The sequence below is a fragment of the Amycolatopsis sp. NPDC058340 genome (assembly GCF_042723975.1).
Taxonomy (GTDB): Bacteria; Actinomycetota; Actinomycetes; order Mycobacteriales; family Pseudonocardiaceae; genus Amycolatopsis.
Window position 1 is genome coordinate 1 of the sequence record NZ_JBHXIB010000065.1, and the last position, 12,301, is coordinate 12,301.

General features: G+C 69.5%; 12 protein-coding genes. 8 read left to right on the plus strand and 4 right to left on the minus strand.

What is annotated here, in order from left to right; genetic code table 11:
• The first annotated feature begins 214 nt into the window (after positions 1 to 214).
• Both ACFWIW_RS37945 and ACFWIW_RS37950 read left to right on the plus strand, forming a co-directional pair.
• A complete protein-coding gene (locus ACFWIW_RS37945; RefSeq protein WP_378372903.1) occupies positions 215 to 1,579 on the plus strand; it encodes an aspartate aminotransferase family protein in 1,365 nt (454 codons plus the stop codon).
• 71 nt (positions 1,580 to 1,650) lie between these two features.
• Complete coding sequence (locus ACFWIW_RS37950; protein ID WP_378372904.1) at positions 1,651 to 2,637, plus strand: phosphotransacetylase; 987 nt, start codon at positions 1,651 to 1,653, stop codon at positions 2,635 to 2,637.
• A gap of 53 nt (positions 2,638 to 2,690) precedes the next feature.
• On the opposite strand, the gene ACFWIW_RS37955 is transcribed toward ACFWIW_RS37950, so the two are convergent.
• Entirely contained in the window at positions 2,691 to 3,686 is a 996-nt protein-coding gene (locus ACFWIW_RS37955) for a YeiH family protein (RefSeq protein ID WP_378372905.1), read from the minus strand.
• Between the two features lie 72 nt (positions 3,687 to 3,758).
• On the opposite strand from ACFWIW_RS37955, the gene ACFWIW_RS37960 reads away from it, so the two are divergent.
• Both ACFWIW_RS37960 and ACFWIW_RS37965 read left to right on the plus strand, forming a co-directional pair.
• A complete protein-coding gene (locus ACFWIW_RS37960; protein WP_378372906.1) occupies positions 3,759 to 4,652 on the plus strand; it encodes a LysR substrate-binding domain-containing protein in 894 nt (297 codons plus the stop codon).
• A 188-nt stretch (positions 4,653 to 4,840) separates the two neighbouring features.
• Entirely contained in the window at positions 4,841 to 6,223 is a 1,383-nt protein-coding gene (locus ACFWIW_RS37965; protein WP_378372950.1) for an amino acid permease, read from the plus strand.
• 21 nt (positions 6,224 to 6,244) lie between these two features.
• Here ACFWIW_RS37965 and ACFWIW_RS37970 read toward each other — a convergent pair whose 3' ends face one another.
• The gene (locus ACFWIW_RS37970; protein ID WP_378372907.1) at positions 6,245 to 7,174 is read right to left on the minus strand and encodes an RNA polymerase sigma-70 factor; all 930 of its coding nucleotides are present in this window, start codon (positions 7,172 to 7,174) and stop codon (positions 6,245 to 6,247) included.
• A gap of 162 nt (positions 7,175 to 7,336) precedes the next feature.
• Here ACFWIW_RS37970 and ACFWIW_RS37975 point away from each other — a divergent pair, with 162 nt between their 5' ends.
• Both ACFWIW_RS37975 and ACFWIW_RS37980 read left to right on the plus strand, forming a co-directional pair.
• A complete protein-coding gene (locus ACFWIW_RS37975; protein ID WP_378372908.1) occupies positions 7,337 to 7,828 on the plus strand; it encodes a carboxymuconolactone decarboxylase family protein in 492 nt (163 codons plus the stop codon).
• A gap of 30 nt (positions 7,829 to 7,858) precedes the next feature.
• The gene (locus ACFWIW_RS37980) at positions 7,859 to 8,605 is read left to right on the plus strand and encodes an SDR family oxidoreductase (protein ID WP_378372909.1); all 747 of its coding nucleotides are present in this window, start codon (positions 7,859 to 7,861) and stop codon (positions 8,603 to 8,605) included.
• A gap of 53 nt (positions 8,606 to 8,658) precedes the next feature.
• On the opposite strand, the gene ACFWIW_RS37985 is transcribed toward ACFWIW_RS37980, so the two are convergent.
• Complete coding sequence (locus ACFWIW_RS37985; RefSeq protein WP_378372910.1) at positions 8,659 to 9,636, minus strand: FG-GAP repeat domain-containing protein; 978 nt, start codon at positions 9,634 to 9,636, stop codon at positions 8,659 to 8,661.
• Between the two features lie 95 nt (positions 9,637 to 9,731).
• Between ACFWIW_RS37985 and ACFWIW_RS37990 the strand changes: the two genes are divergently transcribed.
• Positions 9,732 to 10,118 carry a VOC family protein gene (locus ACFWIW_RS37990; protein WP_378372911.1) on the plus strand — a complete coding sequence of 129 codons (387 nt, stop codon included), beginning with the start codon at positions 9,732 to 9,734 and terminating at the stop codon, positions 10,116 to 10,118.
• Here the strand turns inward: ACFWIW_RS37990 and ACFWIW_RS37995 are convergent.
• Positions 10,115 to 11,455 (minus strand): MFS transporter, encoded by a 1,341-nt coding sequence (locus tag ACFWIW_RS37995; protein ID WP_378372912.1) that lies wholly within the window; start codon positions 11,453 to 11,455, stop codon positions 10,115 to 10,117. The genes ACFWIW_RS37990 and ACFWIW_RS37995 overlap by 4 nt on opposite strands.
• A 196-nt stretch (positions 11,456 to 11,651) precedes the next feature.
• On the opposite strand from ACFWIW_RS37995, the gene ACFWIW_RS38000 reads away from it, so the two are divergent.
• On the plus strand, positions 11,652 to 12,215 hold the full coding sequence (locus ACFWIW_RS38000) for a dihydrofolate reductase family protein (RefSeq protein WP_378372913.1): 564 nt from the start codon (positions 11,652 to 11,654) through the stop codon (positions 12,213 to 12,215).
• Positions 12,216 to 12,301: the final 86 nt, after the last annotated feature.

Genomic DNA, 12,301 nt, shown 5'->3' on the forward strand with positions numbered 1-12,301 from the left:
TTTTTTTTACCCCCCCCTGGTTGGGGGGGGGGGGGGGGGGGGGCGGCGCTTGCCCACCCCAACTTCCCCACCGTTGAAGGTTGCGAAAGTGGCTTTCGCAACGTCGAGGGCACAGCCAACTGGACCCATCGAACGCCGCCGCTCTGGTGCTGGGCCGGTGCCAGCCGGGTTGCGAAAGTCAAAGCACAGACTCGTGTCTCGAAGGAGGTCTCCGGTGGACGTCACCCAGCTGCGAGCGCAGGCTCGACGGCATCTCGGCCCGCACTTCACCCGCAAGGACACCTGGGCCTCGGATTTCCCGGTGTTCGTACGCGGCGAGGGAAGCTACCTGATCGACACCGAAGGACGCCGTCATCTCGACGGGCTCGCCGGGCTCTTCTGCGTCAACATGGGCCACGGACGGGCCGACATCGCCAAGGCCGCCGCCGACCAGGTCGGCACCCTGGCCTACGCCAGCAACTGGGGTTCGGCGCACACGCCCGCGATCGAAGCCGCCACGCTGCTGGCCGAACTGGCGCCGGGCGACCTCGGGACGACGTTCTTCGTCAACTCCGGCTCGGAGGCGGTCGAAACCGCGCTCAAATTCGCCCGGCAGTATCACCGCAGCCAGGGGCAGCCCGAGCGGACGAAGATCATCAGCCGCGACATGGCCTATCACGGCACCACCATCGGCGCCCTCTCGGTGACCGGGCTCGCGAAGATCAAGGAACCCTTCGGCCCGCTCATGCCCGGCGTCCGGCACGTGCCGAACACGTTGGGACTGCTGGGAGACTGCGGGCCGGCGGCCGAATTGGACTGTGTCGCGGCGATCGAGCGGGTCATCCTCGAAGAAGGGCCGGAGACCATCGCGGCGCTGTTCGCCGAGCCGGTGCAGAACGGCCGCGGCGCGCTAGTGCCGCCGAAGGGATACTGGCCCGCTTTGCGCGCCCTGTGCGACAAGTACGGCATCCTCCTCGTTTCGGACGAGGTCATCTGCTCGTTCGGCAGGCTCGGGCACTGGTTCGGGCACGGGCTCACCGGCGTCGTACCGGATCTGATCACCTTCGCCAAGGGGTCGACGTCGGGGTACGCGCCGCTCGGCGGGGTGATCGTGCGCGAGAAGCTGGTCACCGAGCTGTACGACTCCCCGAAGGGCGGCGTCTTCACCCACGGCGCCACCTGGGGCGGGCATCCCGTCGCCACCGCCGTCGCGGTCGCGAACCTCACCGCGATGCGGGACGAGAACGTGCTCGGCAACGTCCTCACCGAGGGGCCGGAATTGTTCGCCGCGTTGAACTCCCTCAAATCCGCGCACCGCTGCGTCAAGGACGTCCGCGGCACCGGATTCTTCTACGCGATCGAGCTGATGGCCGACCGTGACAGTGGCCGGGAGCTGACCGAGGCCGAATCGCTGAAGGTGCTTCGCGAGGTGCTCCCGGAGGCGTTCCGGCGTACGGGCGTCATCCTCCGCGGCGACGATCGCGGCGCGACGATGCTGATGATCTCCCCGCCGCTGATCGCCGATCGCGAGGTGCTCACCGAACTGCTCCACGGCGTCGACGCGATGCTCAACGACGTCGAGAAGGCCGTCCAGCCCTGAACCAGCCCTTTTTCACCCGGTGGGGGTCGCCGTCTTCCGGCGGCCCCCGCTTCGTACGTGGAGGTACTTCGATGAGCCTGACCACCGAGGTCACGCCGGACGCGACGCTCGACAGATGGCGGAAGGCACTGCGCGGCCGGAGTCTCCGCGTCGCCCTGCCGGACGGCGACGACGACCGCGCCGTCCGAGCCGCGCTGGCGCTCCGGGACGAAGGGGTCGTGCGGCCGTTGCTCTTCGGCGACGGGGCGCGCCTGCGCGCGGCAGGGGCCACGGACGACCTGATCGTGGACGTCGCGGACGCACTCGCCGACGACCGGACCGAGGCCGCCCTGACGGCGGGATTCGCGCGGCACCCGGAAAAGCTCGCCGCCGCCCGGCGCGATCCGGTGTTCGTGGCGGCCGCCGCCTTGCGAGCGGGAAACGTGGACGCCTGCGTCGCCGGGGCGACCCGGCCGACCGCCGACGTCCTGCGCGCCGGGCTGCGGGTCGTGGGTCTCGCCCAGGGGGTGTCCACCCTGAGCAGTTGCTTCCTGTTGCTGCTCCCGGACGGGCGACGGCTGACCTTCTCGGACTGCGCGGTGGTGCCCGAGCCGGGCGCGGCGCAGCTGGCGGACATCGCCCTCGCCGCCGCGGCGACCCACTGCGGCCTGACCGGTGAGGACCCCGTCGTCGCGATGCTGTCGTTCAGCACGCAGGGGAGCGCCGACCATCAGCGGGTCGAGGTCGTCCGCGAGGCGACTTCGCTGGTACGGCGGCGGGAACCCGGTCTTCCGGTGGACGGTGAGCTGCAGTTCGACGCCGCGCTGGTGGCGTCGATCGCGGCGGCCAAGGCGCCCGGTTCCGCGGTCGCCGGCCGCGCGAACGTCCTCGTGTTCCCGAATCTGGACGCGGGCAACATCGGCTACAAGATCGCCGAACGGCTCGGGGGAGCCGTCGCGCTCGGCCCGATCCTCCAGGGCCTCGCGGCGCCGCTCAACGACCTCTCCCGCGGCTGCTCGGCGTCCGACATCGAGACACTCGCGCTGCTGACCGCCGTCCAAGCCCTGGACGTTCCGTGAAGGCCTCCTTGAGGGACCCAGAGTCCCTCAAGGAGGCCTTCACGGAACGCGAGCTAGCCGAGCAGCGCGAGGGTGACATAGGCGATGGTGCCGACGAGCAGCGTGGAGAGCAGCCCGAGCAGCAGCGCCCGGCCACCGGTGCGGACCAGGGTGCCGATCCGGACCGCGCAGCCCAGCCCGAAGAGCGCTCCCGCCAGCAGCAGCGTGCAGACCACTTTGGCGACGTCGAGCGCCACACCGGGCAGGATCCCGGTGCTCCGCACCACCACCATCGCCAGGAAACCGAGGACGAACAGCGGGACCAGCGGGGCGCGTTTCCCGGCGGCGGACGGACGGCGCCGTCGTTCGTGCACGCTCACCGCGGCGACCATCGGGGCCAGCAGGACGACCCGGCTCAGCTTCACCACCACGGCGACCGCGACGGCGGCGGTCCCGGCCGGGGTGGCGGCCGCGACGACCTGGGCGACCTCGTGCACACCCAATCCGGCCCAGCCCCCGATCCGCAGGGCGTCCATCCCCAGCCAGCCGCCGATGAGCGGGACCGCCGCGATCGCCAGGCCGCCGTAGAAGGTCACCAGTGCGACCGCGGTCGCGACGTCGGAGTCCTCACGCTCGACGACTCCTTCCATCGCCGCGATCGCCGACGCGCCACAGATCGAGAAACCGGTCGCGACCAGCATCGCGAGCCCGCGCGGAACACCGATCAGCCTGCCGAGCCCGATCGTGCCGAGGAACGTGAGGCCGACCGTCAGCACCACCGCGAGCAGCGTGCCGGGGCCGAGGGAAAGCACCGAAGGGAGCGCGAGTTGCAGACCGAGAAGGACGACACCGGCACGCAGGAGCTTCTTCGTCACCTTCGCGATCGCTTGCCGGGTGCCGTCCGAGAGGACCGGCAGCGAGCCGGCGAGCACCCCGAGCACGACCGCGAGGGTGAGCGCGCTCAGCACGGGAACGGCGGTGCTCAGCACGTACGCGACAACCACACCGAGGGCGGTGACGGCCAGACCGGTGAGGTGCGGCTTCGTTCGCCGCGCAGACATGGTGCTCATACCGACGAGCGTCGTCCGGAAAGGACAGCGACGGTAGCCGGGAGAACGACGGGTAGGTCATGCACTTTGGCTATGACCGCCCCGGAGCTGGACTCCTTGCGCCTGCTGGTCCTCGTCGGCGAACTGGGCAGTATCGGTCAGGCCGCCGCCACCCTCGGGATGACGCGGCCGTCGGCGGGCAAGCGACTGTCCTTTGTGGAACGGAGGCTGGGCCTGGTGCTGGTGGACCGGACGCGTCGCGGTTCCGCGCTCACCCCGGACGGGCGGGTGATCGCGGGCTGGGCGCGGCGCGTGCTCGCCGAACTCGACGGACTGCTCGACGGCGCCCAAGCCCTGCGGAGAAAGCACGAGACCGGGCTCCGGATCGCGGCGAGCATGACCCTGGCCGAGCACCTGGTCCCGCGCTGGATCGGCGACCTCAACCGCGCGCACCCCGGCCTCCGCCTCGGCCTCGAGGTCACGAACTCGGATCGGGTCGCCGAACTGGCCCGCGAGGGCAAGGTCGACATCGGCTTCGTCGAATCGCCCGGCCCCTTCGCCGGACTCACGTCGCGAAAGGTCGCCGTGGACCGCCTCGTGGTCGTGGTCGCCCGCTCCCATCCGTGGGCGCGCGAACGCCGTCCGCTGACCCCGGCGGAGCTCGCGGCCACGCCGCTCGTGGTGCGGGAACCCGGCTCCGGAACCAGGGAGACCGTCGGCGCCGCGTTGCGCGAGGCAGGTGTGGGGCCGGTGAAACCGTTGCTGGAACTGGGTTCCGCTTCGGCCGTCCGCAATGCCGTGATCGCCGGTGCGGGGCCGGCGGTGATCAGCGCCTTGGACGTCGCGGACCACGAGCTCGTGCCCGTCGCGGTGGAGGGTGTCGGCTTCGGACGGGTGTTGCGCGCGGTCTGGCCGGAGGGAAGGCGGCTCACCGGTCCGGCGGCGGAACTGCTGGCCTTGGCCGTGCGCCCTTCGTCCCGAGGGTGATCTGGACCCCTTTCCCACATCGTAACTGGCTCTCGCCCCTGGCCCGACTTGTTCCTACGGTGACCGGAACCACAATGGAGCTCCCAGCGCCACCGCTCCGGCGGTGCGTGCGAGAAGGAGGAGACGTGACTTCAACGTCCGGTCCGGCACAGAGCAACGGCCTGAAGCCAGGGCTCAAACAGCGACATATGAACCTGATCGCCCTCGGCGGAGTCATCGGAGCCGGGCTGTTCGTCGGCAGTGGCGTGGTCATCCAATCGGCTGGCCCGGCGGCGGTGGTCTCGTTCCTCATCGCCGGTCTGATCACCGTGCTCATCATGCGCATGCTCGCGGAGATGACGATCGCCAAGCCCGCGCTCGGATCGTTCTACGTCTACGCCAGGGAAGCGCTCGGCAACCGCGCGGGCTTCGCGGTCGGCTGGATGTACTGGTACTTCTTCGTCATCGTCGTGGCGGTCGAAGCCGTCGCGGGCGGCCGGATCCTGCAGCTGTGGGTACCCGACGTGCCACTCTGGGTGCTCAGTCTCGGCCTGCTCCTGATCCTCACCGGTACCAATATGGTCTCGGCGCGGTCCTATGGCGAGTTCGAGTACTGGTTCTCTTCGATCAAGGTCGTCGCGATCGTCGTGTTCCTGGTCGTCGGCGCCCTCTACCTGTTCGGTTTCTGGCCGGGTGCCAACGGCGGCCTGACGAATCTGGTGTCCCACGGCGGGTTCGCGCCACTCGGGATCGGGGCGGTGCTTGCGGCGGTGGTGCCGTGCATCGGTTTCTACACCGGCGCGGAGATCGTCACCATCGCCGCCGCCGAATCCGCGGAGCCGAAGAAGGCAATCGCGAAGGCCATGCGCTCGATCATCTTCCGCGTGGTGCTGTTCTACGTCGGTTCCGTGTTCCTCGTGGTCGCGATCAAGTCCTGGGACGATCCGGCGACCGCGGTCAGCCCGTACGCGGCGGTGCTGGAGGTGCTCGGCATCCCGGCCGTGGCGACGATCATGAACGCGATCGTGCTGACCGCGGTGCTCTCGTGCCTCAACTCGGCCCTGTACACCTCGTCGCGGATGTTGTTCGCGCTCACCAGCAACGGCGACGCGCCGAAGGCGTTCACCCGGCTTTCCGGCAGCGGTGTGCCGAGGCGCGCGATCCTGGCCGGGACGGTCATCGGATACGTCTCCGTGATCGCCGCCTACACCTCGCCGGACCTGATCTTCCAGTTCCTGGTCAACTCCTACGGCGCCGTCGCGCTGTTCGTGTACCTCGCGATCGCGCTCGCGCAGGTGCGGCTCCGCCGCCGGCTGGAGCGGGAGGACCCGGACAAGCTCACGCTCAAGATGTGGCTCTTCCCGTGGCTGAGCTACGCGACCATCGCGCTGATGGGTGCCGTGATCCTGGCGATGGCGCTGCTGCCGTCGACCCGCTCGCAGTTCTGGCTCAGCGCCGTGACACTCGCGCTGATCCTCATCGGGTTCGAGATCCGCAGGCGGCGCGGCAAGCCCGCGGCGACCGTTCCGGCCGCGCCGGTCGATCCCGTTCCGGACGAACCCGAGCGTGCCCCGGCGACCGTCCGGGAATGACCGGCGGGCCGAAAGCGTCCTTCACCGCATCCGACGCGGTGAAGGACGCTTTCGGCTCACGGTGATTTCCCTTGCCACGCTTGAGAGTTTCTCGGGATTGCGGACGTGGTAGGCGCCGGTGACGCAGCCGTTCTCGACCCGCACCGCCAGCACGCCGTCGATCTCTCCGCCGACCCGGATGAGCAGACCGGGCCCGCCGTTCACCTCGACCGGTTCGACGGTCCTCTCCGCCTCGCGTTTCCACCAACCGACGGCCAGCAGGCGGGCGACCTTGTCCGCGCCCACGATCGGCCGCAGGAGCGCGTGCTTGACCCCGCCACCGTCGCTGAGGGCGACGACGTCCGGCGCGAGGATGTCGAGCAGGCCCTGCAGATCGCCGGTTTCCACCGCTTTTTGGAACGCCTCGAGCGCGGCCCGGTGTTCGGCCGGGGATCCGGTGCCGCGTGGTCTGCGCGCGGCGACGTGGGCCCGCGCCCGATGAGCGATCTGGCGTACGGCGGCGGGAGTCTTGTCGACGGCCTGGGCGATTTCGTCGTAGTCGACGGCGAAAACCTCCCGTAGCACGAAGACCGCCCGTTCGGTCGGCGCGAGTGTCTCCAGTACGAGCAGCATCGCCATCGAAACGTTCGCGGCCAGTTCGACGTCCTCGGCCACGTCCGGTGTGGTCAGCAGCGGTTCCGGCAGCCACGGGCCGACGTAGGACTCCTTGCGGCGGCCGAGTGTCCGCAGCCGTTTGAGCGCCTGCCGCGTGGTGATCCGGACCAGGAACGCGCGCGGATCCAGCACCGTGTCGAACGCGACGCCCGACCAGCGCAGCCAGGTCTCCTGCAAGACGTCCTCGGCGTCGGTGGCCGAGCCGAGCATCTCGTAGGCGACGGTGAACAGCAGATTGCGATGGGCCACGAAGGTTTCGGTCGCCGGGTCCAGCGTGCTCTCGTGTCGTTCGGTCATCACTGTTCCCCCTGTTCGTGTTGTCCCTACGACCCCGGCCGCCGCCGGTTTGTGACACCCGGGAGTGGTGGCCTGCGCCACACCGCGGTCTTGTCACACCGGGCCGGTCGCCGGGATCTCTTGCTCGTCACCAAACGACATCACGAGTGAGGAAGTCCGATCATGTCCACCACAAAGGGCCCGCGGTCGCGGATGCCCAACCCGCTCCCGTTCGTCCCCGAGCTGGCGGAAGTCGGCGCCGGCCTGCACCAGGTCATCAAGAACGGCACCATTCCCGCCACCACCGTCAGCCTGGTGCAACTGCGTGCCGGGCAGCTGCTCGGCAGCACGTATTTCGTCGTCCGTGAGACGCGCGTGCTGCGAGAGCTCGGGGAATCCGAGGAGCGGATCACCTCCGTGGTCACCTGGCGCGACGCCACCTGTTTCACCGATGCCGAACGGGTCGCGCTGGAGCTGGTGGAAGCCGTCTTCACCGCCAACCCGTCGGGGGAGCGCGTTCCCGACGAGCTGTACGCCAGGGCGTCCGCCAGCTACGACGACAAGGCGCTCTGGACGCTCGTCATGGCCATCGCCCACATCGGGTTCTTCGCCCCGGCCGCGCTCATCGCGAAGCCGATCCCGGGGATGCCACCCGGCCGGAACTACACGGACTGACCCCTTCTGCATTCACGAAAGGCTTGAACCATGAGCAAGTTCGCAGTGGCGGGAGCGACGGGGCGGCTGGGACGGCACGTCGTCGACGTCCTCACCGAACGCGCGCACGAGGTCGTCCCGATGTCCCGGGCCACCGGCGTCGACATCGTCACCGGTGAGGGGCTCGCCGAGGCGCTCTCCGGGGTGGACGTCATCATCGACGTCGCTTCGTGGCACGCTTCCGACCAGGAGGCGGCGGCGGAGTTCTTCCGTACCTCGGCCCGCAATCTGCATGAGGAGGGCAAGCGGGCCGGAGTCTCCCTGATCGCCGCGGCGTCCATCATCGGCGTCGACAACGCCACCACCGGTTTCCTCGCGGCCAAGAAGGAACACGAGGAGTTCCTCCTGGCCGGGCCGCTCCCGGTCCGCCTTCTGCGGGCGGCCCAGTTCCACGAGTTCGTGCTTCAGCTGCTGGAGTGGCGGCGGGACGGCGTCGCCTATGTGCCGGCGATGCCCACTCAGCTCGTGGCCTGCCGCGCCGTTGCCGAGGAACTGGCCGATCTGGCGGCCGCTCCGGCCGCACCCGGAACCCCGATTCCCGAGATCGCCGGGCCACGCGAGGAGATCATGGCGGAGGCGGCCCGGCTCGCCGGCGCCGCCCGGGGGATCGAGGTCGTCGGAGTCGACGGCGCGGACGTGCCCGACGGCGAGATCGCCGCCAAGGGCGGGTTCCTGCCCGGCCCGCACGCCAAGCTGGCCGGGCCCACCTTCCAGGAGTGGCTCGAAACCCGATCCTGACCGGATCCGGCCGGATGCCACCGCAGGCATCCGGCCGGGCTCTCGCGTTCCGGCTACTGCGAGCGGAGCACCCAGACGTCGTTGGCGTTCACCGCGACGAGGTCCGCGTCGCCATCCCCGTCGACGTCTGCCGTGAGCGTCTCCTTCGTGCCGAAGAAGGGGCCCGCGTACCACGATTCCGGCGGGGAATAGCTCGTCCCGGTGGAGCGCATCACCTGCACGTCCGTGTCGTTGACCGCGATGAGGTCGGCGTCGCCATCGGCGTCGATATCCGCAGTGAGGGTCTTTTTGCCGCCGTGGAAAGGAGTCGCCGACCACGACACCGGGGTGTCGAACCAGCGGTTCGCGGTGCCTGCCACGACTCTGGTGCCGCCGGCGTCGACGAGGATGAGGTCGGCCTTGCCGTCACCCGTCGCGTCGGCCGCCAGCGTCGCCTTCCCGCCGCGGATGGGCGGTGCCCAGGCCGTCAAGGGCAGGGTCTTGGTGCCGTCCGACCGCGCCGCCAGGGTGACCTGGCTGAACAGGCCGATCACGTCGGTGTCGCCGTCGCCGTCCAGATCCGCGGCCAGATTCCCGTAGTCACCGGCGATGTAGTTGTTCAGCCACTGCGTGGGCGTCCCGAAACGGTCCACGCCATACCAGTCGGTGGTCGACTTCGCGACGAAGATGCCTTGCGGTGTCGAGGGCGTGGGCAGCCGGACGGCGATGGCGTCGGCGCGACCGTCGTTGTCCATGTCGCCGACGAAGTTGGCGTTGCCGTTGAAGCCGCTGCTCAGGAAGTCGCCTGCGCCCCAGTTCTGCTGCGGCTGGAAGGCCGAACCGTTCGACCGCATCACGTAGCACCCGTACAGATAGGTGTTGTAGCTGACCAGATCGTCCTTGCCGTCGCCATCGACGTCCCCCGCCATGACCGCGACCTGCGCCGTGAACGGTCCGGCCGACCACTGTTCCGGTACGCCCGAGGCCGCCGCCGGCGGGGCGAGGGTCAGGGTGAGCAGACCGGCAACACCGGCCATCACCAAAGCACGCATCACGTCCCCTTCGTGTCGGCTTGCAGTACTCAAGTCGTGACGAACCGTGAAACGTTACTTGACCTCCAGCCAACTCGAGGTGTCATGGTGCTTTCATGACAGTGCAGCTGAATCACACCATCATCAACGCCACCGACCGGGCCGCGACGGCGGCTTTCCTCGTCTCGATCCTCGGACTGCCCGAGCCCGCCGAATTCGGCCCGTTCCTGGTGGTCCAGACCGGCAACGGGGTCTCGCTCGATGTCATGCACAGCACCGAGGAGTTCTCCAAACAGCACTACGCGTTCCTGGTCGAGGAGGACGAGTTCGACACGATCTTCGGGCGGATCCGCGAAGGAGGTTTGCCGTATTGGGCGGGGCCGGGGCATAGCGGCGCGGGGGAGATCAACACCAATGACGGCGGCCGGGGTGTCTACTTCGACGACCCGGACGGTCACGTGCTGGAGATCCTCACCCGGCCCTACGGATCCGGCACCTCCTAGGGCTGCCCGGAATTCAGGTCCGCACCACGGGTTTCGCGGCTGAGGAGCAGGGCGACGACGGTGACGGCGATCGTGGCCACGAGGTACAGCACGACCGCCGTGGGGCCCTGCTTTTCGGCGAGCCACACCGCGATGAGCGGCGCCGGCGCACCGGCGATGATCGAAGACCCTTGGAACACCAGGGAAGCACCGGCGAACCGGCGTCGGGTCGGGAAGAGTTCGGCGATCCAAGCCGCTTCCGGCCCGGCGAGGAGCCCGTGCAGCGCGGCGCCGACACCGACGCCGAGGTAGAGCAGGGGCAGGTTGTCGGCCTGGACGATCGCGAAGAAGACCGGCGCCCAGACCGCGAGGCCGAGGGCGGGGACCAGCATGGCGATCCGCCGCCCGACGCGGTCGGACCAATGGCCGCCGGCGAGCATTCCCGCGAACTGCAGCAGCGACCCGATGGCGACGGCGAGGAGCACGTCGGATTTGTCGTAGCCGAAAGTCTTGGTGGCATAAGCGACCACGAAGACGGTGTAGACGTAGAAGGCCACGTTCTCACCCAGCCGCACGCCGAGACCGCGCAGGACGGGGCCGGGGTGGGCGAGCGTTTCGAGGATGCTCGACCGTTCGCGGACGGTTTCCGCGGAGGCCCGTGCCTGTGCTTCCTGGAACACCGGCGATTCGTCGATGCGCCGCCGGATCCAGAAGCCGATGACCAGCAGCGGGATCGCGAACAGGAATCCGACCCGCCAGCCCCACTGGTCGAAGGCGCTTTCGGGGAGTACCAAGGCGATCCCGCCGACCACGGCGGTGGCCAGCACCGTGCCCAGCGGCGCTCCAGCCTGCGGCCACGCCGACCAGAAACCGCGCCGTTTCGGGCTCCCGTACTCGCTGACCATCAGCACCGCCGCGCCGAATTCGCCGCCGAGGGCGAATCCCTGGATCAGCCTCAGCACGACGAGCGAGATCGTCGCCCCGATCCCGACCTGCGAATACGTGGGGAGCAGCCCGATCGCGGAGGTCGACAACCCGAGTAGCAGGAAAGTGGTCACCAGCATCGGTTTGCGTCCGAGGCGGTCGCCGAGATGCCCGAAGACGATGCCGCCGATCGGGCGGGCGACGAAGCCGAGCCCCTGCGTCGCCAGCGCGAGCAGCAACTGGGCGAATCCGTTGCCGCCGGGGAAGAACAGCGGTCCGAGCACGGTGGCCGCGAGGATTCCGTAGAGCGCGAAGTCGTACCACTCGAGAACGGCGCCCGCGGTACTGCCCGCCAGTACCCGCCGGAACGCCGACCGGCTGACACCGCTGGACCTCGAATCGGCCGTTTCGGGCGAGGCGGGCAGGTTCGTCACTTTCGCTCCTCGTCGAGTCGGCCGTTCGGCAAAGTGTCCGATAATCGGACGGGCCATGACGCTATTCGAACACGTAGGAACATAGACCGCGCCGGCCGGATCGCGCAATCGCCGATGTCGAGGCGGCCCGGACGGCTCCGACTCTTCGGTGACAGCGCCCGGACAGTGGCGCCACGGAGACGAAGGAGGCCTTGCGATGAGCAAGGTGGTGCTGGACGTGTCGATGTCGCTGGACGGTTTCACCGCCGGGCCGAACGTGCGCCCCGGCGAACCGATGGGCGACGGCGGTGAACGGCTGCACGAGTGGATGGCCGGGGACGGCGCCGACGCGCGTGCCGTCGAGGAGGTGAACGCGATCGTCGGGGCCACCGTCATCGGGCGGCGCACCTTCGACCTCGGCCTGCGGCCGTGGGGTGGCACGCCGTGGCCCGGCATACCGAGCTTCGTGGTCACTCACCGGATCAGGGAAGGCTTCCGCGGCGACAACGGCGGGACGTTCGCCTTCGACGGGCTGGAGGCGGCGGTCCGGCGCGCCAAGGACGCCGCGGGGGAGAAGGACGTCCTGGTGATGGGCGCGGACGTCGCCGGGCAACTGCTCGGCGCGGGCCTGCTCGACGAGGTCCATCTCCACCTCGCCCCGGTGCTGCTGGGGCAGGGGACCGGTCTGTTCGCCGGGCGCGGGGGCGAGTTGGTCCCGGAGGGCGAACCCGCCGCGGGGATCGCCACTCACCTGCGGTTTCGTGTCGCCGGCGCCTCGTGAGTGTTGAGGACGGTTACCGGCGCCACCCAAACCGGCGGGGGCGGGGGGTACTCCGGGGCGGGAGCCCGGCCCCAGGCGGGTGGGGC

Excerpts from the sequence above, each read along its gene's own strand:
- ACFWIW_RS37950 (WP_378372904.1), top strand. The coding sequence starts at position 1,651 with ATGAGCCTGACCACCGAGGTCACGCCGGACGCGACGCTCGACAGATGG.
- ACFWIW_RS37955 (WP_378372905.1), bottom strand. The coding sequence starts at position 3,686 with ATGAGCACCATGTCTGCGCGGCGAACGAAGCCGCACCTCACCGGTCTG.
- ACFWIW_RS37960 (WP_378372906.1), top strand. The coding sequence starts at position 3,759 with ATGACCGCCCCGGAGCTGGACTCCTTGCGCCTGCTGGTCCTCGTCGGC.
- ACFWIW_RS37965 (WP_378372950.1), top strand. The coding sequence starts at position 4,841 with ATGAACCTGATCGCCCTCGGCGGAGTCATCGGAGCCGGGCTGTTCGTC.
- ACFWIW_RS37970 (WP_378372907.1), bottom strand. The coding sequence starts at position 7,174 with ATGACCGAACGACACGAGAGCACGCTGGACCCGGCGACCGAAACCTTC.
- ACFWIW_RS37975 (WP_378372908.1), top strand. The coding sequence starts at position 7,337 with ATGTCCACCACAAAGGGCCCGCGGTCGCGGATGCCCAACCCGCTCCCG.
- ACFWIW_RS37980 (WP_378372909.1), top strand. The coding sequence starts at position 7,859 with ATGAGCAAGTTCGCAGTGGCGGGAGCGACGGGGCGGCTGGGACGGCAC.
- ACFWIW_RS37985 (WP_378372910.1), bottom strand. The coding sequence starts at position 9,636 with ATGCGTGCTTTGGTGATGGCCGGTGTTGCCGGTCTGCTCACCCTGACC.
- ACFWIW_RS37990 (WP_378372911.1), top strand. The coding sequence starts at position 9,732 with ATGACAGTGCAGCTGAATCACACCATCATCAACGCCACCGACCGGGCC.
- ACFWIW_RS38000 (WP_378372913.1), top strand. The coding sequence starts at position 11,652 with ATGAGCAAGGTGGTGCTGGACGTGTCGATGTCGCTGGACGGTTTCACC.